The sequence below is a fragment of the Gluconacetobacter dulcium genome, from assembly GCF_014174165.1.
GTDB classification, from domain to species: Bacteria; Pseudomonadota; Alphaproteobacteria; order Acetobacterales; family Acetobacteraceae; genus Gluconacetobacter; species Gluconacetobacter dulcium.
Window position 1 is genome coordinate 1 of record NZ_JABEQN010000022.1, and the last position, 23,396, is coordinate 23,396.

A 23,396-nucleotide genomic window follows, 5' to 3' on the forward strand; every position below is an offset into this window, starting at 1 on the left:
CATCCCGATCGGCCCCGCCACCATCGCGGGCGCCATCTCCACCAGCCAGAACGCAATCCCGAACGCCAGCGGCACCGCGAACACCAGCGCCAGCAGCGTCGTCATCACCGAGCCGAACACAGGCGCCGCCGCACCGAAATGCTGCGTCACCGGGTTCCATACCGCGCTCCACACAAAGCCAGGCCCAAATGCCGACCACGCCGACAGCCCGCCCCACGCCAGAACCGCTATCAGCCCCCCCAACAGGGCAAGCATCAGCCATCCCGAGAGCCGCACGAGCCCCGCGAACACATGGTCACCGGTCAACGTGTCTGTATTCCGTCCCGCCGGAACCATGTCCCGGGATCGCGGCATCTGCTGCATCCATTTATTCCCGATGCCGTCCTTAATCCGTTCATCCAATACATTTCGGTCCAACGGGCTTCAATCGAACAGGATCGGAAGGGCAATTAAGTTTTTATGACATCCATGCCATTTCCATGAGTGCCAGCTTCAAGCACGCCGATGATGAGCAGAATGCAATAGCCACCTCACCGCGCGCCGCATTGGCGCAGGTTTCCTTGCGGCATCACGCCTCTCGCAGGAAACAAGCATAAAAAGTCGCCATCGAGCCGTTCTCGTCGGGGCTTTTGAAACAGTCTCCAGGGGCCATACCGACCGTAGCCCCCTGGTTACGCCGCCGGAAGCCGCGTCAGACCGGTCGAGCAGGATTGCTGCCACGTACGAACCCAATCCGGCAGACGCTCCGCCTCCAGCGGATGAGAGATCAGGAATCCCTGCACCAGCGGGCATCCCAGTTCATCCAGAAGCGCAAGCTGCTCTTGCGTCTCGACCCCTTCGGCCACGATCGACATGCCCAGATTGCGGCCCATGCCGATAACGGCATTTACGATCTGGCGGCTTTCCTCCACCCGATCCATCCGCTCCACAAAGCTGCGGTCGATTTTCACCTCGTTCAGCGGCAGATTGACCAGATTCGCCAGCGTGGAAAATCCCGTGCCGAAATCGTCCATCGACAGGCCGACCCCCAGCGCCCGAATGGCGCGCGCCGCCTCGATCGTGCTGTCCAGATCGGCAACCATCGTGCTTTCAGTCATCTCCACCATCAGACGGCCGGGCGGAATGCCGGTTTCCTCCAAGATGGCGGCAATCATCGCAGGCAGGCCCGACTCGCGGAAATGCCGCGCGGACAGATTGACCGCCACCGATGGGATCGCGATCCCGTCCGTCATCCATTGCGCCATCTGCCTGCAGGCCTGCCGCAGCGCCCATTCCCCCAGCGCCTCGATCAACCCAGCCTCCTCGGCCAGCGGGATGAAGCGTACCGGCGAGATATTGCCGCGCACCGGGTCATGCCAGCGTGCCAAAGCCTCCACCCCATGGATGGCACCGGTATGAGGCGAGACCTGGGGCTGATAAACCAGCCGCAACCGCTCGGATGCCAACGCGGTCCCCAGCACGCTGGTGAGAATGACGCGGTCATGCGCCCGCTGATTCATCGCCGGACTGAAGAAGCGGTAGCAATTGCCGCCGGCATCCCGCGCACGCGAAACGGCGATCCGGGTATTGCGCAGCAACGTGTCGACGGTCCCCCCCTTCTCACGGCCAGCACAGATACCGATGCTCACACTTGACGTAACAGGCAGGCCATTGATCACCAGGGGCTCCGCCATGGCCCGCACAATCGCTCCTGCCATCACCGACGCGTGATCGACCGCGAGAAACCCGTCCCCGTCCACGCAGCATCCCGGCCTCATCGGCGTGCGGCCACAGCCGGTCACGATCGAAAACTCATCCTCACCAGTACGGACTAACGTGTCGTTCCGTCCCACCGCACATTTCAGCCGACGCGCGACCCTCTCCAGCAGTTCGTCCGCGCCGACGCCCCCCAACCCGTCGCGAATCGTCCGAAATTGATCGAGATCGATCGCGATCAGGGTCAGACCACACCAGCCCGGCCTGTCCTGCAGGCCCGCCAGATGGTCGCGCAACCACGTCCGGTTAGGCAGGCCGGTCACCGCATCGTAATGCGCCAGTTGCGTGATTCGCGCCCTGGCGCGCTCCTGCTCGACCGCCAGCGTGCAGAAATGAACGCAGGCATCCACCACCCGACGCTGCCAGAGCGTGGGCTCCCGCCGGTCGCGGAAATACAGGGCCAGGCTCCCGGCTACCGTGCCGTCACGTAGGCGCACGGGCACCGACCAGCAGGCGATCACCCCCAGCGGGCGCACTGCGTCGCGCAGGGCCGGCGCCCAGCGCGGATCAATTTCGATATCGGGTGTCAGAACCTCATGACCTGAATAGATCGCTGCACCGCAGGTCCCCACCATCGGGCCGACGAACATTCCGTCGCAGGCCGAGGCAAACGCTTCCGGCATCGCCCCCCGCCCGGCCATCCAGGCACGTCCTTCGTCGGTCACCAACAGGATCGACACCAGGACATCCGGTGAAATCGCCTCCACCCGCCTGCAGATCAGCGACATGACATCCGTGAAGTCCGTCGCACCGCTCAGGGCCGTCGTCACATCCTGCCGGAGCCCCTGCAATTCCATTGCCTGGGTTTCGTCGGCCAGCAGAACGATAACATCACCATCCGCAGCACCATCGTCCCGAACCGGGCTGACCGCCGTGCTGAGCCAGATTTCCCGCCCGGCGCGCGACCGCGCCCGCAGATCGATCTCGAACGGCCTGCGGGTGCGCAGATTATACCGGAACTCGCGCAGGACCGGCATGTCCGCCTCTTCCGTCGCCAGGGCAACCGAGACATCCCGCAACAGGACATCCTCCGGACGATAGCCGAGCAGATGCGTAAAGGCCGGATTGACATAGGTGATCCGATCCAACCCATCGAGGACCATCACCCCCCGGTCGGTCCGGTTGACAACGGTGGAGCAGAGTTGCGCCGCCTCACGCTGCCCGACCGCCTCAGTCACGTCACGCAGCGTGACGATCCATGCAGCCCCTCCGAATGCATCGCCTGACGCGACGACCGCTTCAAGCCAACGCACCGGACAACCGGGGGAAGCGAGAGAAAATTCGCGTGGTGCCAGACCAGATGCCAGTTCCAGCGCGGGCAACATCACGCGTAGCGGCTGCCCTGCCCATGAGTCAGCCCGTACACCGCACATCGCCGTGACCGCATTGTTGGCGAAAGCCACCATGCCGCCGCCATCAACCACGATCACGCCATCAGCCAGCGCGTTCAGAACCGACGCAAGAGATGACGGCCCACTCTGCAACGCCGGCTCCCCCATGAATCACCTCTCCACCCTGCGATCACCTCGCGCAGGACATCCCGGACTGCTTGGAGACGATAGCGACGGCCAGCCTATCCGACCCGATACTTGGGCACTTCTTATTCCATATCGACGGCTGCCTGCAATGTTCGGCAGATCATGTTTCCACACTTTCTACACATACCAGCCATACAGCAAGTAAAAATACAACATGACATAGGTCAATACACCCCGCCACTTGGCGTGGATAGGCCACTGGGGCAGCAAGAAAAGTCGGAGGCACCATATTATTTATCCTGGCGCCGCGAACAGCGACATCGACACCAGCCATACTCCCTGCCCCCGATAGACCGGCGCCCATCTGGTCAGGAACCGGCAGATCGGCATGTGTCGCCGCACCAAGCAGTCCATTTATTATTTCAAAACATGTCTTCCAGACAACGATCTCAGGGTAACAAGGCTGCAACGATAAACAATAAATATCATAGTCTTAATTGGTGATCGGATTCATTAAAGTTCTCAGCGAAAACCTATATCGCCCAACTGGCCGGAAGGCCTGGCACCTCCCGACCCGAAACGCAGAATATAACGAAATCAACAAGGACATTCGCCAGAACACACACCTGGTGACAATGCCGTCAGCCCGGATTGGCGGCCTGACCCGGACATTTGGTATATCGCCCCTTTTCATCGCGGCATTTGACAGGTTTTGGCTTTGGACAAGCGATAAACTTGCCTTTGGCATCCCGGCACGGCGTGGCGGCGGAAAGCGGGTCCGAGGCACCGATCAGCGCCATAACGGCCAGACTCGAAAAAAGCAGGCGTAAACGCATATGCATTATCCTGATCGCAAGGTGGAAAGTGTCAGCATGCCCGCATTGCCCGGCACCGGACAAGAGAATCCATGTCGATGGATCGTGCGGATGTGATCAGTGACATGCCTTGTTCCCACAGATGCCGATCCCAGATCAAATAACGGGCCAGATCAAATAACGGGCAGGATGGAAAAAAACGACCCTCGGCAAATAAGGAGGCAGTCATGGCTCATATGATCACACGCGGCGTCTCCGCCACGCCACCCCACTCAATCGGTTACTGGACCTTCATGGTGGGCGGGATCATCGCTCTTGTGGGATTCTACGCTGGCATCCTGCTGTTCGGGCAGGCGTGGTAGCCAACGTGGTAGCCAAGAGGATGGCTCAGTCCGCACGATAGGCCGCCACATCACGGAAGGGTTTTTCTTTCCGGAAAGTTCGCTCAATCTCGCAGCACATGATCCATGGCCGCAACGCGGCTGATATGCTCCAAATTGCCGCCCGGAGCCAGAAGAGCGATAAATCATCCTATCCGCTCCGTCCGTGGCGTCGGCTTCGCAGCGGCGGCCATCATTTTCCCCGGCATGGTCATGGACGGCACGGGTATTTTCACCGCCCCTTTACCGGCAACCCGTCGTCGGAGGGCGTCCCCAGATTACGTATGCCACTATGATGGGCCAGCCCCTGATCGGCTTTACGATCAGCAATTACCGGAACGCGCATTATCTTAATCGCCCCTGGTTTTCCAATTATGATCGCTAAGGCGATGGAGGCTGGCGGGATGACCAGGATTTCCACGGTGGCGGCAATCAAGGCGGACCACCATGGCGGTTTTAGATGTTAGGCCCGGCCGGACCGGGACGCGCGCCGCCGCCAGGCAACAACCGGGGCGGCGGGCATCGGAGCAGCGGCATGCCCAATGCGGGATCTCCCGACGAAGACCACGGAGATGGCCACTAAGGCCCGCATGATGAATAGTTCTCGTGTTTGTGTCTGAACTTTGCTGATGTGTCCGAGTTCCATTTTCAGACATCCTGGACAGAAGGACCATGTCGATGACACACGCGGCCAGCATAATCGGGCATATCCTCGTCCGTGACTGGATCGACGCCAGACAATCTGCCTGTACCGAGGACCATCCCAACACGTCTCAGGCACAGCCGCCAAGAAGGTTCCGTCGCGCGGAATGGCAAGGCTGGGCAGGCAACCGCCCCCTGTCGTGGCCCAGCTATGCCGCCTCAATGCGCCAGGTGTCGGCTGGCCTGTCACGCCGCGTCGCCTTCCGCAGACAGCGATAATCAACGCGCAATCCCACGTCCAGGCGGGGCGTCGCCGAATGCGTCCTTGCCGCGCCCTCATTAACATATCGCAACACCTTGCTCATCATGGCGGAATATCACGTCAACTTCCATCCGGGACGACCGCCTGGTCGATGGCCAGCACCTGGTAGATTGCCCGCTCGACTATCTTTTGCTGACCGCAGACGCCTTCACCACCAACGTCCGCACATGCGCCGCCAATTCCGCCTATCGCACGGCGTCCGGCTGGCTGCGTGGTCCGCGACTGGTTCTATGAGGCAATGCAGGCCGCCGGCCTGCGTACGAAAAAGGCCGCTCTCGATTCCATCGATAGCACGCGCCCCATCATCGTCCCGCCCTCCTTCGGCCATTCGCTGTCGGCCAACAGCGCGGCCCTCCAGCGCGCCGGCATTACAACCTCGTCCCCCAATCCCACCGGCGGGCAGGTCGTCTACAATACCGGCTCCTTCAGTCCTCCGGTCCAATAACTCAGGACGCCTCAATGCATCGGCACGCCCGCCGTCACCAGCAGGGCGTGCAACAGGATCAGCGTCAACACCACACCGATCAGCACGGCGAAAACGCCCCCAAACAGGCGAAAGGCGCCGATTGCCAGACTCACCAGCAGGATGATCAAAAGCGCCGTCTGTAACTCGCCCCTTATACCCACGCTGGCCAGGATCTCACGCGCCAGATTCTCGATCGCGGCGACGGCCGCCAAGATCAGGCCGAACAGGCCCACCAACAGGCCGGTAACGACGGCAATGGCGCCTTCCATGACAATTCTTCCTTCCTGACGGCGCCGGGCTGATCCTCGGCATCGAGCCCCGTTAAGATGTTTTCAGCCGCCGATCCACCCGACCGAACCGCCTCCACCAGAAACGCCCTGCCCGGCCGCCCGTTCAACCTGGGAAGTTATTCAGCATCCGGCAATGCCCTGCGATAGGTAATCCCTTCGTGGAAAGACCGGCACCTCCGACGGCTCGACCCTTCCCGTTTTACGCGTCATGCAGGAGGCCGGAGAACGACTGGTCACCGAAACGGGCGAACTGGCCAGGAAGACACCAACCTCACGCTCTCTACCACCATGCTGAGCGACGAAATCCTCCTTCACGATCCGGCACTCGGCGAGGTCGTCGCCCGATCACCCGGCAAACGCTCAGACGGTGCGCCCAACCCGCTGCGCCCTGATGACGGCATCAAGGAACATACGTGCGCAGGCTTCCCAACTGAACCGTGCGGCATGTACCCGGCAGGCGACTCGGTCCGCATTCAACGCGGCGAGGATATTGCGCCGCAGGTCCGGCCCGATCGCACCGACCGCCGATATTCCCGGCGGCAGGATGTCGCGCGGCCCCGTCACATCGAAGGCCGCCACCGGTACGCCACAGGCCAGTGCCTCCAGAATCACCAGTCCGAACGTGTCGGTCACACTGGGAAACACGAAGACGTCGCTGGCCGCATAGGCCGCCGCCAAATCCGGGCCGGTGAGATAGCCGGTGAACAGCACATCGGGATAACGCGCGGCCAGAGCCACCCGGTCCGGCCCGTCCCCCACCACGATTCGGGTGCCCGGAAGATCCAGAGACAGAAACGCCTCCAGATTCTTCTCTACCGCCACACGCCCCACATAGAGCAGATACGGCCCCCGCACGTCATACATTGCCTGCCAGTCGATCGCGGCGGCCTCGGGATGGAACCGGTCGGCATCAACCCCCCGCGTCCAGCATTCCAGACGCATGAAGCCCCGCCCCTGCAACTCCTCCTGCAGGCTGGCGGTCGGAACCAGCGTCAACGCCGCCGCGTCGTGAAACCAGCGCAGGAAGCGATAGGGCACCCCCATCGGAAATCCCGTTCGGGCACGAATATATTCTGGGAAGCGCGTATGAAAGGACGACGTGAAGCACTGCCCGTTGCGCAGCGCCCAGCGACGCGCCGCCAGCCCCAGCGGCCCTTCGGTCACGATATGGAGCGCATCGGGGCGGAAATGTTCGATCAGCCGGTTCAGCCGGCTACCGGGCAGTATAGACAGCCGGATCTCGGGATAGGTCGGGCACGGCATGGTACGAAACAGATGCGGGCCGATGATCCCGACCGTATGCCCCATCGCCCCCAGCGCGTCGCGCAGGCGTGAAACGGTGCGCACCACGCCATTGACCTGGGGATACCAGGCATCGCTGACCATCAGGATACGCAATGGCGGCGCCGCAAGGCCGGCCTCCGGCCTAACCTCGGGCGGCGCGACGGCGGAAACCGCGTCCACCGTCACTCAGGCACCGGCAAACGACCGCGAGGCCAGCGGCGCGGCCACGGGGAACCGGTTGCACACATCGGTTACGTCCAGCAGTTCCATGCTGCCGTCGTGATGCTCCACCAGCGCGCTACAGCTTTCGACCCAGTCACCGTCGTTCATATACAACACGCCGCCCAGATCCTTGATCACGGCATGATGGATATGGCCGCAGATGACCCCGTCCATGCCTCGGCGCCGGGCCTCATCCGCCACGGCGGTCTCGAAGCGGTCGATGGCCATGACCGCGCTCTTGACCTGTCGCTTCAGCCATTGCGACAGCGAACGATAGGGCAGGCCCAATCGGCGCCGCACGAGGTTAAACCAGCGGTTGACGATCAGCGCCAGCGTATAGGCCCGATCGCCCAGCATCGCCAGAAAAGGGGCATAGCGCACCACGCTGTCGAACTCGTCACCATGCAGCACCAGGAATTTCCGCCCGGTCGCGGTCACATGCTCGGCCTGGTTACGCAGGCGGATTCCGGCCACTTCCAACTCATGCGGCAGCCAGCGCCGGAACATCTCGTCATGATTGCCGGGAATGTAGATGATCTCGGTCCCGCTGCGCGCCATGCGCAGGATCAGGTTCAGCACGTCGTCATGATGGCTGTTCCAGAACCATGACCGCTTCAGCTTCCAGCCGTCGATGATATCGCCCACCAGATACAGGCGCTGACAGGTCATGTTGCGCAGGAATTCCGCCAGCAGGTCGGCACGGCAATCGCGCGTTCCCAGATGGACGTCCGAAACAAAGACGGTCCGATAGCTGGCAGAAGTGAGTCGATCGTTCAGAATCACGTTCATCGCAAGCGGTACACCCTGATGAGGGACGCGCCTTCTCTAACCGTATCCGCCCGTTTCTTTCGTGTATCTTTCATGAAACTATCCGCCCGTCACCGGAGCGAGTGCAGACGGGGCGACAAACGACCACACCGTTACGATACAAATTTCAGAAATTTGATGATTTAAATTATTTTTTTTTCGTTTTTTAAGAAATGTCACGCCTTCTTCAGGCCGGTTCGCCCGTCAGGCTCCAGGGCACGACCGCATCATCCACCCGTCGGACGGTCACGCCATAGACCGCACGCATGGCCGCATCGGTCAGAATTTCCGCTGGCCGCCCCTGCGCCACGATGCGCCCGTCGCGCATCAGCACCAGCCTATGGCAGAACCGCCCCGCCAGCGTCAGGTCATGCAGCACCACCGCCACTCCCCTGCCCGCGTCCGCCAGGCGGCCGAACGATGCCATAACCGCCAGAGCATGGGCCGGGTCCAGCGCTGCCACAGGTTCATCCGCCAGCAGATAGGGCGCCTCCACCGCCAGCGCCCGCGCCAGCCGCAGGCGCGCCCGCTCCCCACCCGACAACTGATTGGCCGGCCGGTCACGCAGATCAAGCAGTCCCGTTTCCGCCAACGCAGCCTCCACCGCCGCATGATCGCGCACGTCATTCCGCGCTCCCCGATGCGGCAAACGTCCAAGCGCCACCAGATCCGCGACCAGCATCGGCGGCGGGGGCACGCCCTCCTGGGGCAGAAAGGACAGCCGCCGCGCCCTGTCACCCGGCATCATCGCCGACAGTGCGCGGCCCTCCAGCAGCACCTCTCCCGCATCGGCCCCTTGAAGGCCGGCCAGCACGCGCAGCAGCGTGCTCTTGCCCGCGCCATTCGGGCCGATCACCCCCACAACCTCGCCGGCCGCCAGCGCGACATGCGCGTCATGTAGGACCCGCCGCCCCCCCAGCGAGAGCGTCACCCCCCGCGCAAACAGGCCGGTCATGGCATGGTCCGACGCATGGCGATCACCCGGTGAAAGAAGACAGGCGCCCCGATCAGCGCCGTCAGCACACCGATCTGGATCTCGGTGGCCCCCGACAGCAACCGCACCGCCGCATCGGCAACCAGCAGCAGCAGCGCGCCCCCCAATGCCGAAGGCAGCAGCAGGCGCGAAGGCTGGTGGCCCGTCAGCGGCCGCAGCAGATGCGGCACCACCAGCCCCACGAAGCCGATCGCCCCACTGACCGCAACGCACGATCCGACCGCGACCGCCGCCCCCACCACGACCCGCGTCTGGATGCCCAGAAGGCCGCGCAGGCGAAACCCCATGCTCTCGGCTACCTCGTCGCCCAATGCCAGCGCGTCCAGCGCCCGCGCGACCGTCAACATCAGCAGGCACCCCGCGACGGTCCCCGGCAAACTGACCCACACATCGGTCATGGTCCGGTCGGTCAGCGACCCCATCACCCAGCGCATCACCTCGTAGGCCGCGTAGGGACTTGGCATCAGGTTCATCGCCATGGCCGTCAGCGCGGCTGCAAAACTGCTCATCGCCGCCCCTGCCAGCAGCAGCACCAGCGTCCCGCCCTGCCCCACGAGCCCCAGCAGCAGCAGCACCGCCAGCAGCGCCCCCACCAGCCCGCCCGCCGGCAGCAACAGGGCCGAAACACCGGCCAGCCCGGTATAGAACACCAGTACCGCCCCCAGCGCCGCACCGCCTGAAACACCCAGCAACCCAGGATCGGCCAGTGGATTGCGCAGATACCCCTGCATCACCGCTCCACACAGCCCCAGCGCCGCTCCGATCGAAACCCCAAGGATGGCACGAGGCAGGCGCAACTGGCCAACGATGATCGCCCCCACGCTATGCCGTCCAGCCATCAGATCCCCCAGGGCAGACGGCAGCGAAATCGGGCTGTCCCCCCAGGCCAACGACAGCCCCAGCATCATCAGCACACCGACCGCCAGCGCGGCGATCAGCGGATAGTCGCGGCGGTCGATCATCGGGAACTCTCCAGTGCCTTGCGGGCCTCGATCAGCCGGTCCAGCGTGTCGAGCGTCTGCGGCAAGCCACAAAGCCACATCCGGTCAGGCAACGACAGCCGATGCGGGGCCGGAAACGCCTCACGCAGGGCCGGATGATCCAGTACCGCCTGCGCCATCGACGTGCCGACATCGGAGCGCGCCACGACCAGCAGATCGGGCGGCCGCGCCAGCAGACTCTCCAGCGGCACGCCGAGCGCGTGCCGCCCATCCAGACCGTTCGCCGCATTGCGGAAACCCGCGCGCACCAGAATATCGTCAGCCAGCGAACCGGCACGGGTCACAAAACCATTGGCGGCATAAATCACCGCCGAGGGAGCGGCTCCTCCAACCGGCACAGGATGAGCCGCCAGACGTGCCCTGAAAGCCTCCGCAAGTGCCCGCCCCCGCGTCGGCACGCCAGCCGCATTCGCCACAGCCACGATCTGCTCCGGAACATCCACCAGGCGTTCAACAGGGTCGAACAGCTCAACCGGCATTCCCGCCTGCCGCGCCGCCAACAAAGCGGTCACGCTGGCATAGCGCCCACCCACCACCAGATCCGGTCGTGCCGCCACCACGGCTTCAGCCGTAGGCCGAATGACCGGCACCGCCTCCGCCTCGTGACACATCACGGAATAGGCGCAATCCCGCGCCAGCGGCGACAAACCCACGATATCGTGGGCCGGCACCAGTTGCAGCAGCAACTGGTCCGTACACAGATTCAACGAAACAATCCGATGCCGGGACTCGGCCCGCGCGCCCCCCGCCAGCACCACCGCCAGCAGCAAGATCGCGGAGCGCCAACCCCAGGCCCGCATCCTGTCAGTAGGAGAGCGTGAAACCGCCATACCCGCCGCGCCCCGGCTGCAAATACCCGATCGGCTCCTCATATTGCCTGTTCAGCAGATTATCCGCACGGGCATAGACCGAAACAAACCGGTTGATCTTGTAATTGGCCGCCACGTCGATGGTCACGTATCCATGCCCTTTGGCGCAGATGCTGCATGTCTCGCTACCGATTACCGGCAGGTCGCGCCAACCACTGGTATAAAGAATGTTGCCCGAGAAAGTCAGGTCCCTGATCGGCGTCCACGTCGTATTGAAATTGAACTTATGCTGTGGACGCTGCTGCAATTCAGCATGCACCGTCTCGTCGCGCGCATGGGTCCAGGTATAGCTGAGGTTGAACTCCAGATCGCTACGGGCCTTCCAGTTCAGAAAGGCTTCCACGCCATACATGCGCGCCTTCGCCACATTCTCGTACGAATAATTGTAGTTATACGCGGAATCGATCGACAATGACGACTGGATCAGATGCCGAACCCGGTTATCATACCACGTCGCACCGAATTTCAGGCGATCATGCAGCAGCTTCTGCTCCACCCCGGCATCATAGCCGATCAACTGCTCCGCCCGCAGGTTCGGGTTGCCTTTTTCGGAATACCCCGCACCAACCTGATTGGCGAACAGCTGATACAGCGAAGGTCCATGGAAGCCGGACCCGGCACTGGCCTTGATGATGGTACCAGTGCCCGGCACATGGATGGCAGGCGCCACCCGCCACGTCACATGGTTGCCATAGCGCGAATTGGCATCATAACGGATATTGGCCGCTCCATACAGGATCCGGTTCCAGTTCCCCTGATACTGCCCATATCCCGCCGTCGTATCCATGCCGGCCGAATTATCATACCCACTGTCCCACATGCTGGACGCGGTATGGCTGGTATTGAAGCGATCGTGGAAATGTTCGGCACCAATCAGAAACTGGCCATACTTCTTGAAATCGAAGGTTCCATGCCAGTCGATCTTCAAGCGTTCGGAACGATAATAGTTGGGGTCCGGATTGATCGGACTGCCATAGCTCGTCCCCGTCTCCGTCCACCGATTGCGGTTGGTCATGTATCCCAGCCCGATCACCTGATCGAACAACCCGTTGAACGAGACCAGATGCGCCGTGCCGCGCACGATCGCCTGGTTTTTGTTGTTCCGTTCCCGCACCCCGGAATCCCCATACAGATTCTCGCTTTGCAGATCATAGAGCGAATAGGAATGATAATTCGACTGGATCAGGCGCGCCGTCAGCCCCAGGTCAAACGTCTGCGTCACGTCATATCCCAGCCGGATGTTGGCGCTCCGGTTGTCGTTGCGATTCCCCTCGTTCCGCTGCTGGCGGTCGGCGCCATAGGCCCGCTCGATATAGGACGGAATATTGTTGAACCCATCCATGCGGTAATGGGACAGCTCGATATTATAGTGAAACCGCCCCTTGCTGCCCCGCGCACCCAGCACCTGGTTGAACGTACCATACGCGCCGCCCTCAAGCCGGACAAACGGCTTGAAACGCCCCTGCCCCTGGGCGGTGGTAATGTCGATGACGCCGGCCATGGCATCCGCACCATACAGGCCGCTTTGCGGCCCGCGCAGGATCTCGATCCGCCCCATGCCATCGGTCACGAACTGCCCGGCATCGAACGCACCGCTGGTCGAACTGCCGTCATTGACATCCATGCCGTCCATCCGGACCTTGACCTCGTTCGAATTGTTCCCGCGCATGAAAATCGAAGTCACACCACCCACGCCGCCTGTCTGCACGACATTCAGACCCGGCTGCCGATCGAGGATATCCGCCAGCCCGCGACGCTGCTGGGTCTGGATCTGCTGTTCGGTGATAATGGTCACGCTAGAGCCGATATCATCCACGCTGACCGGACGACGGGCGGCGCTGACTGTAATCGCCTCCCCCCGATCCTGCTGCGTCAGCGCGACATGGCTGCCGGCGGGTGCCACCGGGCGTGTCGTCGCGCGTGCGGGGCGGGCGGCAGTCCCCTTTCCCGACGCGAGCGCAACCGGCGTTTCCTGCGCCAGGGCAACAGAGAAGCCAACGGCCGTAAACAGCGTGGAGAAAAAAAGAATCGAGCGGAAATCGTGCATCGGGACCGTTCTCGTGACCATGCGCGGCTGCCACGAGACCACAGGCCACGATCCGTTATCCGATGCCGGGATAACGTCCCTGTCCCGCCCGCCAGATCACCCCGCCTGACGGTTCCCGGTCGCAACCAGTGCTGACGGCAGGTCTCCTGGCTCGCGGTTGTCGTTCCACATGGCCTTCCCGGGTCGGACGAAACCCAGTGGCCCCGGGCCATGACGCCCGGCGATGCGTGAACATGCCGCCTACAGTTGCGGGGACAGCCACAGGCTTGGGCCTTCCGACCCACACTGTGTTCCCTTTTAATCCTCATCGAGAGGAACCATCGCGCCCTACATAGAATCTGCGTCCTGCCTGTCAAGAAAAACCCATGCGCAGCCGCAATAAAACTCACCTTTCACCCTCAAGATGCCAGTGCGCCCTCGGCCTCGTCCGGCGTGATCGCACGCAACGGGGAAATGCGCAGCGGCCCTGGCCGCCTTTGCCGAAAGCTCCTGGGAGCCGGAAATACGTGGCCATCGTCCAGTCCAGGGAGCGGGCCTGGGAGGAAATCATACCCTTCTATGCCTTCCCCGCCGAGGTCCGAAAATTGATCTACACCACCAATGCCATAGGGGCGCTGAACGCCAAGCTGAGGCGGGCCGTCCGGGCCAGGGGACATTTCCCCAATGACGACGCGGCCCTCAAGCTCCTCTTCCTGGCCTTGAACCGAGCCGAGAAAGAATGGATCATGCGCCCGAGGGAATGGTCCATGGCAAAGGCACAGTTCGCTATTCTCTTCGGTGACCGCTTCGCGCGCGCCACCGTCTGATCAACAATGTGCTCAACGCCTCGCACACGAAATTCCTGACAGTCCCACTCGGAACCTCGTGCCGGCCATTGCAAAATGGATTGGTCATTATAATTCGCGGCGCCCGCATTCGGCTCTCGCTGGACGCACGCCCGATGAGGCGTATCATGGGTTTGCTCCGACACCGTTGCCGGGGTTAACCCCGGCAACGGTGTCGGTCAGCAACAACGAGAAATTGGCGGCATAGCAACACCGGGCAATAGCTTATTCAACCCGCAAATCTGTCCGAACGAATAGGGCCACCTCAACCCCTTCGCATGGCGATGTGGATCATGGCCTCTGCCACGGCGATACGCTGCTCGGGATCCTTCACCCGTCGGCGCCATCCAGCCGATGTTGGTTCAACGACCCACCGAAGCGGCAAGATTTAAAACCCTTTTGCCTTCCAGCCCCGCGCGTGCGCAGTTCAAGGGGATATAAACCGGAGAATGATGGAAAAACGCTCTGTGTAACGCTCCCTTCTCGACCGGAGCCTACTTTAAAATGATTGGATTTGCGGTGGGTACGGTACATTTATCATACGCTATATTATATGATTGATCGAAGCACCGGTCTAGGCGCTCCGCGACATCAAGGTTTGGGGGCCAAGACAACTCAATTTTCTTGCCATTTCGGACGTAATAATATCCCGCCTCCGGCATAGGCTCGTGCCTCAACTTATTTTCATACCTAATTAAATCCTTGTGATTGCGGAGCATAAAAGCAATCGTAACATCAACATAATCATTCCATACATCAAGGCCATCCTTTTTGCTTTCTCTGAAATAGACTATTGCTTCCTCACGATGTCCATCCAGCGCGTAAAGCTGACCAATATGCCATAGTATATTTTTATGCTGGTCGTATGTTAAGCTGCTAGCTCCCTTATTATAAGCTTTCATTATGTGAATCGCGGAAACACGGCACCCCTTACTGTCCAAAAAACGCCAACCCGAATGTGGGTTTTGATCAAAGTCGAGATAACTCTGGGAAAGAACTTTACCCTCATCGTATGCACAAATCGTGCTGCGGGGCTCATTTGCGTTCGCTCTATTGTGGATATACCCTAAGAAAAAGACAAAATAAATAGAACATAGAATGTAATATTTTATCACTCATACCTCCAATTCTATTGGTGACTCATGTACATTTGGTTTATTTATTCCAGATCAGTTCCGAGTCTCGTTCTCCCAAATTCCATTACTGTGAGAGGTGGACCCATCCGTTCGGGCAGATTTTGGGGTTGAATAAGCTATTGCCCGGTGTTGCTATGCCGCCAATTTCTCGTTGTTGCTGACCGACACCGTTGCCGGGGTTAACCCCGGCAACGGTGTCGGAGCGAACCCATGATACGCCTCATCGGGCGTGCGTCCAGCGAGAGCCAAATGCGGACGCCGCGAATTATAATGACCAATCCATTTTGCCAGGCCGGCACGAAGTTCCGAGCCGGTCTCGAAAGCGTGGAGATACACGCATTCATATTTCAATGACCTCCAGAGCCGTTCGATGAAGACATTGTCCATCCAGCGGCCGCGCCCGTCCATGCCGATGCGGATCTGCCGCTCCTGCAGCACTTCGGTGAAGTGCGGCGTGGTGAATTGGCTGCCTTGATCCGGGTTGAAAATCTCCGGCGTCCCGTAGCGGGCCAACGCCTCTTTCAAAACCGCCAAAGTCCAGCTCAGAGAGCCACCCCTGGTCAAATATCGACCGCACAGCCTGGCCCCTGGGCCAAGACCCCCAAGGATTTCGCACCCCAGACAGCGAGAGCGGTGCCGCGCTGCGCCAGCGCGTCCTGTCCTTTTGGACCGATCTGCTGCGCGAAGGTCAGCCGGCCGGAATCATCGCCCACGGCGGCCTGCTACCGCCCGCTACTCCACGCCCTCGCACGCGGCAGAACGCCCGACCAGCCCGCTTCCTCACCGCCACAAGGCAGCGGCTGTTTCCACTGCAGGCAATCAGCCTGCCAGCACATCCCACAGCAGCTTGCCATTCAGCCCAAGAATAACCACCGCCACGACCCAGGAAAGCGCGGCAACCGGGCGAGAAATGACGAAAGGCCCCATCATCCGCCGATCAGACACAAACCAGACCAGCGGGATGACGGCAAACGGCAATTGCAGCGACAGCACCACCTGACTGAATACCAGCAGCCGATCCACGCCCGAATCGCCATACAGGGCCGTCACTCCCACCACGGGCACGATCGCCAGCCCCCGCGTGACCAGCCGCCGCGCCCAGGGCGGCAGGCGTAGGTCGAGGAACCCCTCCATCACGATCTGCCCGGCCAGGGTTCCGGTCACGGTCGAATTCATCCCCGCCGCCAGCAGCGCCACGGCGAATAGCGTGGCGGCCGCTCCCAGCCCCAGCAGAGGCGAAATCAACCGCCACGCCTGCCCAATGTCAGCGACATCGCGATGCCCGCTATCATGGAAGGCAACGGCAGCAACGATCAGGATCGCGGCATTGACGAAAAACGCCATCATCAGCGCCAGCGTGCTGTCCCAGGTCGCCCAGCGAATGGCATCGCGCCGCCCGGCCTCGGAACGGTCATAAGCCCGCGTCTGCACGATAGAGGAATGCAGGTAGAGATTATGCGGCATCACCGTCGCCCCGATAATCCCGATGGCGACATACAGCATCCCCGGGTCGGTCAGGATCTCCGGCCGTGGCACCAGCCCCCCCAGCACTGCCGCCACAGGAGGTGCCGCCGCAACGATCTGGATCGCGAAACAGAGCGCGATCACGCTCAACAGCCCGATCACGAAGGCTTCCAGAGCGCGGAACCCTCGGTTCATCAGCATCAGCACCACGCCCGCATCCAGCGCGGTGATCACCGCCCCCGGCAGGAGCGGAATCCCGAACAGCAATTGCAGCGCGATGGCGGTGCCGATGACCTCAGCCAGATCGCAGGCGATGATGGCAGCCTCGCACGCCACCCACAGCATCATCACCACCCAAGGCGCGAACCGGTCACGGCAGGCCTGCGCCAGATCGCGGCCAGTCGCGATACCCAACCGCGCCGACAGCGCCTGCAACAGAATCGCCATCAGGTTCGAGAGCATGACGACCGAAAGCAGCGTGTAGCCAAACGCCGAACCACCGGCAAGGTCGGTCGCCCAGTTGCCAGGGTCCATATACCCGACCGAGATCATATAACCCGGCCCCAGAAACGCCAGCAGCCGCCGCCAACCAACAGCCCCCGCCGGAATCCGTATCGAACCGCTGATATCGGCCAGGCTGGAGGTCGACACCCCGCGCGTCCTGCCGCCGCCCGCTTGCAGGCCGGCGGACGCACTCACGCCAGGAGAACGATCAGACATCGATTGGAACGCCCTCCACCAGAAACGGGATTACGAACTGCCTGACACCAGCGTAGGGCCGGACAAGAGAAATATGCAATATGCTATATGATGTGGCCAAGGCAATGCGGCAAGACCGGAATCCCACCCATTCCGCCAGATTCTCCGCTTTCGTGCCGTCGCACGAATCCGATCACGCATCAGGCACATTGTAAAATCCGTGAGATCAGGGTTGAGTGACGAGCCGCCCGCCGGCACGCACCCTGTCGAGGAGGATGCAGCGTGAAGAAAATCCTGTCCGCCGGACTGTCTCTCTACGCCCTGGGCCTGTCTCCGGCGGTCTGCGCAACACCCAACCCGTCGGCCATGACGACCGGGCAGGTCACGTTCGTGATGAAGGAGATCGGAGTCGGTGCCGGCTACACCTGGGGCACCGGGCAACTGGTCTATGGCGGCCGTTCCTACGACTTCACAATGTCCGGCGGAGGGCTGGGCAGCGTCGGCTATTCGCACATCTCGGGCCACGGTACCGTGCATAACCTCGCCCGCCTGCAGGATTTCGATGGCACCTACTGGGCGGTGCAGGCCGAAGCGACAATGGGCAGGGGCGTGGGCAGCAAGCTGCTGGAAAACAATCACCGCGTGGATATCAACCTGACGGCCGCGACCGCCAGCGGCGCCCGCCTGTCGGCCGAAGCCATGCGGATCACGTTCCACCTGCGCCCCTCGCACTGAGAGCATGGCCGGGACTGCGCGCCGGTGGCGATCCGGCGCAGGTTCCCTGCGCTTCAGTATCCACGGTCCTCAGGGCCGTCCCGCTCCTATACCCCGGAACGCACGCCGCCCCTGAAGGGCGGCTTTCGCTTGTCCGCCACACATGTCCGACCACGCTTTCCGCAACACCAGGCTGTTGCGGAAAGCCTGCGTGCGGCTTCCGTAACGCGCGCGCCCTCTGCGGACCCGAGCGGTGAAATGCGCCCGACACAATGGACATCGGCACACTTAAATATTAAGTATTATTCTCAACTGAACCTGAAGCGTCGAACGGATCCGGGATGCGACTCAACGAACTGAAACTGGGGGGCAGCGCCATCATCGACCATGTGGAAGACCACACGGCCGGCGATCCGGTGGCCGAGCGGCTGCGTGCCCTGGGTTTCGTGCCGGGCGAACCGATCCGCATCGTGGCTGTGGGCCCGATCGGCGCCGACCCGATCGCGGTCGGCATCGGCTTTACCCGTTTTGCCCTGCGTCGTGCGGAAGCGGCGCGCGTGCTGCTCCGCGACGCGGCCTGATCCGCGGGCCGTCGCATGAGCGTCCTCAACGCCGCCCTGGTCGGCAACCCGAACTGCGGCAAGACGGCGCTGTTCAATCTCCTGACCGGCAGCCGCCAGAAGGTGGCGAACTATGCCGGGGTCACGGTCGAGCGCAAGGTCGGGCGGCTGACCACCCCCAAGGGGCTGGCGGTGCGCCTGCTCGACCTGCCGGGCGCCTACAGCCTGGTCGCCACCAGTCCCGACGAGGCCGTGACGCGCGATGTCTGCGCCGGCACCTATCGCGACGAACCTGCGCCCGAACTGCTGGTCTGCGTGGTGGATGCCACCAATCTGCGCCTGCATCTGCGTTTCGCGCTCGAGGTCCGGCAGATGGGCAGGCCGATGATCCTCGTGCTGAACATGATCGACGCGGCGAAGCGGCAGGGCATCGCAATCGACGTGCCCCGCCTGGAGGCCGAATTCGGCGCCCCCGTGGTCACGGCCGTCGGCATCCGCCGCGATGGCGGGCAGGAGGTCCTGCGCGCGCTCGACCTGCCGCCCCCGCCTCCACCGCCCGCCATGCCGTCGGGCAGCGATTTCCATGCCGAGGCCCGGCGCATTCTCGCCGACTGCGTCACGCGCCCGTCGCGACTGGGCATGGCGCTGGAGGAGCGGCTGGACCGCTGGTTCCTCCACCCCGTCTGGGGCATGGTGATCCTGTTCGCCCTGATGTTCATCATGTTCCAGGCGGTCTTCTCATGGGCCCAGCCGGTGATGGACCTGCTGGATGCCGGCACGGCCGCATTGGGCCAGGCGGTCGGCACCCTGCTGCCGGATGGCGCGCTGCGCAGCCTGATCGTCGATGGCGTCATCGCCGGCGCGGGCAGCGTGGTGGTGTTCCTGCCGCAGATCCTGATCCTGTTCCTGTGGATTCTGGCGCTGGAGGAATCAGGCTACCTGCCCCGTGCCGCCTTCCTGCTGGACCGGATCATGGCCACGGCGGGGTTGAGCGGCCGGTCGTTCATCCCGCTGCTGTCCAGCTTCGCGTGCGCGGTTCCCGGCATCATGGCCACCCGCACGATCCAGAACCCACGCGACCGGATGATCACGATTCTGATCGCCCCGCTGATGACGTGTTCGGCCCGGCTACCGGTCTACACGCTGCTGATCGCGGCCTTCGTACCAGAACGACGGGTCGCCGGCCTCTTCAACCTGCACGGGCTGGTGCTGTTCGCCCTCTATATGGCCGGCATCCTCAGCGCGCTGGTGGTGGCGCGGGTGCTGAAGAACCGCGACCGGCAGGAGGAACATCCCCTGCTGCTGGAACTGCCGGCCTACCGCCTGCCCAACCCGCGGGATCTCGCCCTGGGCCTGAAGCAGCGGGCGGTGATCTTCCTGTCGCGCGTCGGCACCATCATCGTCACGGTCAGCGTACTGCTCTGGGCTCTTGCCAGCTTCCCCGCCCCACCGGCCGGCGCCGCCGGCCCCGCGATCGAATGGAGCCTGGCCGGCCGCATCGGGCACTGGATGCTCTATGTCATGGCCCCGATCGGCTTCAACTGGCAGATCTGCGTCAGCCTGATCCCCGGCCTGGCGGCACGCGAGGTCGCGGTCAGCGCCCTGGCCACCGTCTATTCCCTGGGCGCCACGGACAGCGACGCCGCCAACCAGCTCCAGCCCCTGCTGTCGGCGCATTGGAGCCTGGGCACGGCGCTGTCGCTGCTCACATGGTACATCTTCGCGCCACAATGTTTTTCAACCCTGGCGGTGATCCGGCGTGAAACCGGGTCGTGGCGTATGGTAGGAATGACGGCAGGCTATCTGTTCGCCATGGCCTACGGCGCCGCGTTCGTCATGTGGCGCATTTCGCTTCTTTTGGGTTGGGGGGGCAGTCCATGATCGAGACCATTGTGGAAACCATCGTGATCGTCACCATCGTCACCGCCTCCGCGCTCTATTGGGTGCGCCGGCTGGTGCCGGCCAGCCACGGCATATTCTGGCGCACCAGCGCCGACATGCTGCGCGTGATCCATGCTCCGCGTCCCCTCCGCGACCGCGCTGCGCGACGCGCCCGGCAGACCGAAAAGCGCCCCACCGGCTGCGGCGCCTGCACCAAATGTGGCGGCGGCGGCTGCCACTGAGCCGCCGCCTCATTCCCCCTGCCCCGTGTTCCGGGGCAGACTCCCAAACCAGCTTCAGTTAAAACCGACATCGACACCGGCAAAGATGCCGAAGCCATCTCCAACCAGTTCGGCTGCCGCATCGCCGTTCGTCGATGTGTAGACGGGGACGACGCCCATCGCGTAGTGCTTGTTGGCAAGGTTATGGAACTGTAGATAAACGCGGCGGTCTTTCTTCGGCCAGAGATAGCCAAGCGTGTAGCTATAGATATGATAGGGCGCGGTTCTTGCCCCATTGTCGTAGGATGCGACTATTGACGATGCGGCTTCGACATCGAACGTCGTATAAAATCCGTTCTTGAAGTCCGCATGCAGTTCGCCCTGGTAATAATGCTGCGGCACGCCGGGCAGGCGATTATGCCCGAAGACCGGGTCATGATTGTAATGGAAATCCGACCAGGTATAGGACTGCATATAGGTAATGGCGTTGCCGTTCCACTTGAACAGCGTACCATTGATACCGGCTTCGACGCCCTGATGGGTCGTGCGTGACGCATTGGTGAAGACGGCACTGTTATAAAGCTGCGAGACCGGCGTGACGGCCGACAGAAGCTCGTTATGCACGGCCGAATGGTAATACGAGACGCTCCAGTGCTGTCCCTTGTAGGTCCCCTCCGAGCCGACCTCGAAGGTCGTCGCGGTCTGTGGTTCCAGCTTCTGCCAGCCTTCGGTCTGCCCCTGCGCAAGGCCGGAGGTATACCGCGAGCCTGAAAGGAACTGCCAGTCCTGCGCCGACTGAACGCTGCGGCTTACATTGCCGTAGATCCGGATATCCGGCGTGAACTGATAGCGGAAGCCCCCGCGCGGCGCGAAATTCAGCGGCGTCGTGCTGAAATGGTTCTGAACCGGGTAGACCACCGACCCGGAACGTGGATCGTAGCTCAGCCCCCCTCCGGCCGTCAGCCACAAATTCTTGAAAATTTCTGTATTATTGCTGACATGGAACAGCGTACTGCTGCCGCCCAGCTTCTGCTTGGTCAGGAGCGTGCCCACCGGTACGCCGGGATAGGCGGCCTGGCGGCGAACCAGGTTCATGAAGTTGCTTCCCGGCAGATCGCCGGTCGCGTAAATGCCGGCGGTCGTCTCGGATTTATGCCCCAGTATCGTGTCGTTGCGTGTGTAGTTTATGACGCCGCTAAGATAGAAGTTATTATAGATCGACGAGGTATTGCCCAACTGATGGTCCATCGGCGCATCAATATAGGTGGCACCGATCATGATGCGGGAGGCGTCGTCGATATGGATGGTCGTCCGATTTCCGAAATACTTCGTTCCCGGCTCAATCGTGTAAGTTCCCCAGGTATTGTACGGATATTGAGCCTGCTTCGGATTTTCCCTGACCTGGGCGCGCGTCAGATAGTAGGGATTGCCCTCGTAGGTCTGACGATAGCGGAAGAAGAAGCGCGTATCGACCGAATCGTTGAAACGGTACCCATAGTTGGCATTAATACCGAACGATGTCGCTTTCGTCTGGTCCTGATAGCCGGCACGGTACGAATTCGTGACACTGATATAATAATCTGATTTACCGATAACTTTTCCGGAGGACAGCTGTTCCTTCACATAGCCGAAGCTGCCCGCTTCGACGCGCGCCTGATAGGTCTTGGCGTCATAGCCCGTGAAGCTATGGAAATTGATCAGGCCGCCAAGCTGGAGCGAGCCTTTGTCGAGCCCGTTACCGCCACGCAGGACCTCCGTATACTGGATACCCAGCGGCTCCATGAGTTCGTTGAACGAACCGATGGGCGTGGTGGCCGGCAGGTCGTCGAACAGCACGATGACGCCGGCACGCGTCGCGTTCGCTCCAACCTGGAGGCCGGACCCACGGATGGACAGGCGGAGATCGTCCGACCCGGCCGGAGCCTGCGCATACACGCCGGGCTGATAGCTCAACAGATCGGCGGAGGTCGCGTTGCGCTGCTTCAGCACCATCTTCGAATCGATGATGTTGGTTCCGCCGGGAATCGAGAGCAGTTGCGCACCAGCCCGGCGGATCGGGGCCATACGGGAAGCCGTCACGTCCACCTTCTCCGCGTCTGACGCGCTGGCGCCCCCCATATACATGTCGCCCATATCGTCATCAGCGGCGTTTGCTGCTTTTGCCGTATGCGCCGCAGCCCCGGCCTTGCCCGAGGATACCTCGGCAGCAGGCTTCTGCGCTACGGACTTCGCCGGCGGCGCGTTCATCGCATGATGATGATTGTTCATCTGAACGCTCATCCCGCTCATCCCGCTCATATCCGCCGATTGTGCCCGCGCGACCTCGAGGCTTTCAAACGATACGGAGCCCAGCAGCAGCGTAGCCAGTGATTTCGTCACCACATTCTTCATGGCGCCGTAACGGGTCCTGTCCTGATAAGGCATACTCTGTCCTGTTCGTAACATATTCGTCTTGTTCACTCTTCTTTCCACCTTAGGGACAACCGACATCGGACCGGCGGCCGGACGCCGCGCGAAGGGACGCT

At 62.0% G+C, this 23,396-nt stretch carries 20 protein-coding genes, 4 pseudogenes and 1 riboswitch; of the genes and pseudogenes, 8 read left to right on the forward strand and 16 right to left on the reverse strand.

Annotated elements, in window-relative coordinates; all coding sequences use genetic code 11:
- From pstC to HLH25_RS15595, 3 genes and pseudogenes are all read right to left on the reverse strand, one after another.
- Positions 1–306: pseudogene (gene pstC, locus HLH25_RS15585) on the reverse strand (phosphate ABC transporter permease PstC); the annotation flags it as partial.
- A gap of 365 nt (positions 307–671) precedes the next feature.
- On the reverse strand, positions 672–3,254 hold the full coding sequence (locus tag HLH25_RS15590; RefSeq protein WP_246402563.1) for an EAL domain-containing protein: 2,583 nt from the start codon (positions 3,252–3,254) through the stop codon (positions 672–674).
- Between the two features lie 620 nt (positions 3,255–3,874).
- The gene (locus tag HLH25_RS15595) at positions 3,875–4,069 is read right to left on the reverse strand and encodes a hypothetical protein (RefSeq protein ID WP_182974952.1); all 195 of its coding nucleotides are present in this window, start codon (positions 4,067–4,069) and stop codon (positions 3,875–3,877) included.
- Between the two features lie 206 nt (positions 4,070–4,275).
- Between HLH25_RS15595 and HLH25_RS20585 the strand changes: the two genes are divergently transcribed.
- Together HLH25_RS20585 and HLH25_RS15600 are read left to right on the forward strand one after the other, a co-directional pair.
- Positions 4,276–4,410, forward strand: coding sequence for a hypothetical protein (locus tag HLH25_RS20585; RefSeq protein WP_259657260.1), 135 nt, complete (start codon positions 4,276–4,278; stop codon positions 4,408–4,410).
- A 1,193-nt stretch (positions 4,411–5,603) separates the two neighbouring features.
- Positions 5,604–5,837, forward strand: coding sequence for a hypothetical protein (locus HLH25_RS15600; protein ID WP_182974953.1), 234 nt, complete (start codon positions 5,604–5,606; stop codon positions 5,835–5,837).
- Between the two features lie 11 nt (positions 5,838–5,848).
- Here the strand turns inward: HLH25_RS15600 and HLH25_RS15605 are convergent, their stop codons facing one another.
- The 7 genes from HLH25_RS15605 to HLH25_RS15635 all read right to left on the reverse strand — a co-directional run bounded on the left by HLH25_RS15605 (position 5,849) and on the right by HLH25_RS15635 (position 13,372).
- Positions 5,849–6,127 carry a hypothetical protein gene (locus HLH25_RS15605; RefSeq protein WP_182974954.1) on the reverse strand — a complete coding sequence of 93 codons (279 nt, stop codon included), beginning with the start codon at positions 6,125–6,127 and terminating at the stop codon, positions 5,849–5,851.
- Positions 6,128–6,508: 381 nt separating this feature from the next.
- Positions 6,509–7,546, reverse strand: a complete 1,038-nt coding sequence (locus HLH25_RS15610) for a glycosyltransferase family 4 protein (RefSeq protein WP_182975002.1) — start codon at positions 7,544–7,546, stop codon at positions 6,509–6,511.
- Positions 7,547–7,618: 72 nt separating this feature from the next.
- Positions 7,619–8,443 (reverse strand): UDP-2,3-diacylglucosamine diphosphatase, encoded by an 825-nt coding sequence (locus HLH25_RS15615; RefSeq protein ID WP_182974955.1) that lies wholly within the window; start codon positions 8,441–8,443, stop codon positions 7,619–7,621.
- A gap of 205 nt (positions 8,444–8,648) precedes the next feature.
- Positions 8,649–9,416: an ABC transporter ATP-binding protein gene (locus HLH25_RS15620; RefSeq protein ID WP_182974956.1), complete on the reverse strand. Its 768-nt coding sequence runs from the start codon at positions 9,414–9,416 to the stop codon at positions 8,649–8,651.
- Positions 9,413–10,417 carry a FecCD family ABC transporter permease gene (locus HLH25_RS15625; protein ID WP_182974957.1) on the reverse strand — a complete coding sequence of 335 codons (1,005 nt, stop codon included), beginning with the start codon at positions 10,415–10,417 and terminating at the stop codon, positions 9,413–9,415. Before HLH25_RS15625 ends, HLH25_RS15620 begins: the two co-directional genes overlap by 4 nt.
- On the reverse strand, positions 10,414–11,286 hold the full coding sequence (locus HLH25_RS15630) for an ABC transporter substrate-binding protein (RefSeq protein ID WP_246402567.1): 873 nt from the start codon (positions 11,284–11,286) through the stop codon (positions 10,414–10,416). Before HLH25_RS15630 ends, HLH25_RS15625 begins: the two co-directional genes overlap by 4 nt.
- Positions 11,261–13,372 carry a TonB-dependent receptor plug domain-containing protein gene (locus HLH25_RS15635; protein WP_182975004.1) on the reverse strand — a complete coding sequence of 704 codons (2,112 nt, stop codon included), beginning with the start codon at positions 13,370–13,372 and terminating at the stop codon, positions 11,261–11,263. The genes HLH25_RS15630 and HLH25_RS15635 overlap by 26 nt, the downstream gene beginning before the upstream one ends.
- 119 nt (positions 13,373–13,491) lie before the next feature.
- A riboswitch (cobalamin riboswitch) is annotated at positions 13,492–13,709 on the reverse strand.
- A gap of 126 nt (positions 13,710–13,835) precedes the next feature.
- On the opposite strand from HLH25_RS15635, the pseudogene HLH25_RS15640 reads away from it, so the two are divergent.
- Together HLH25_RS15640 and HLH25_RS20780 are read left to right on the forward strand one after the other, a co-directional pair.
- Positions 13,836–14,178: pseudogene (locus tag HLH25_RS15640) on the forward strand (transposase); the annotation flags it as partial.
- Positions 14,150–14,404, forward strand: coding sequence for an integrase core domain-containing protein (locus HLH25_RS20780; protein ID WP_375288989.1), 255 nt, complete (start codon positions 14,150–14,152; stop codon positions 14,402–14,404). The pseudogene HLH25_RS15640 and the gene HLH25_RS20780, both read left to right, overlap by 29 nt.
- Before the next feature lie 57 nt (positions 14,405–14,461).
- On the opposite strand, the pseudogene HLH25_RS15650 reads toward HLH25_RS20780, so the two are convergent.
- From HLH25_RS15650 to HLH25_RS15670, 5 genes and pseudogenes are all read right to left on the reverse strand, one after another.
- A pseudogene (locus tag HLH25_RS15650) lies at positions 14,462–14,584 on the reverse strand (IS5/IS1182 family transposase); the annotation flags it as partial.
- A gap of 106 nt (positions 14,585–14,690) precedes the next feature.
- On the reverse strand, positions 14,691–15,311 hold the full coding sequence (locus HLH25_RS15655; RefSeq protein WP_182974959.1) for a hypothetical protein: 621 nt from the start codon (positions 15,309–15,311) through the stop codon (positions 14,691–14,693).
- A gap of 153 nt (positions 15,312–15,464) precedes the next feature.
- A pseudogene (locus HLH25_RS15660) lies at positions 15,465–15,878 on the reverse strand (transposase); the annotation flags it as partial.
- A gap of 14 nt (positions 15,879–15,892) precedes the next feature.
- Entirely contained in the window at positions 15,893–16,045 is a 153-nt protein-coding gene (locus HLH25_RS15665; RefSeq protein WP_182974960.1) for a hypothetical protein, read from the reverse strand.
- A 106-nt stretch (positions 16,046–16,151) separates the two neighbouring features.
- Positions 16,152–17,516 (reverse strand): Nramp family divalent metal transporter, encoded by a 1,365-nt coding sequence (locus tag HLH25_RS15670; RefSeq protein ID WP_182974961.1) that lies wholly within the window; start codon positions 17,514–17,516, stop codon positions 16,152–16,154.
- A 261-nt stretch (positions 17,517–17,777) separates the two neighbouring features.
- On the opposite strand from HLH25_RS15670, the gene HLH25_RS15675 reads away from it, so the two are divergent.
- The 4 genes from HLH25_RS15675 to HLH25_RS15690 all read left to right on the forward strand — a co-directional run bounded on the left by HLH25_RS15675 (position 17,778) and on the right by HLH25_RS15690 (position 20,892).
- Entirely contained in the window at positions 17,778–18,230 is a 453-nt protein-coding gene (locus HLH25_RS15675) for a hypothetical protein (protein WP_182974962.1), read from the forward strand.
- Positions 18,231–18,550: 320 nt separating this feature from the next.
- Positions 18,551–18,790 carry a FeoA family protein gene (locus tag HLH25_RS15680; protein WP_114726625.1) on the forward strand — a complete coding sequence of 80 codons (240 nt, stop codon included), beginning with the start codon at positions 18,551–18,553 and terminating at the stop codon, positions 18,788–18,790.
- A gap of 15 nt (positions 18,791–18,805) precedes the next feature.
- Positions 18,806–20,650, forward strand: a complete 1,845-nt coding sequence (feoB, locus tag HLH25_RS15685) for a ferrous iron transport protein B (protein WP_182974963.1) — start codon at positions 18,806–18,808, stop codon at positions 20,648–20,650.
- The gene (locus HLH25_RS15690; RefSeq protein ID WP_182974964.1) at positions 20,647–20,892 is read left to right on the forward strand and encodes a DUF6587 family protein; all 246 of its coding nucleotides are present in this window, start codon (positions 20,647–20,649) and stop codon (positions 20,890–20,892) included. Before feoB ends, HLH25_RS15690 begins: the two co-directional genes overlap by 4 nt.
- Positions 20,893–20,946: 54 nt before the next feature.
- On the opposite strand, the gene HLH25_RS15695 is transcribed toward HLH25_RS15690, so the two are convergent.
- A complete protein-coding gene (locus tag HLH25_RS15695; RefSeq protein ID WP_182974965.1) occupies positions 20,947–23,295 on the reverse strand; it encodes a TonB-dependent receptor family protein in 2,349 nt (782 codons plus the stop codon).
- Positions 23,296–23,396 lie beyond the last annotated feature (101 nt).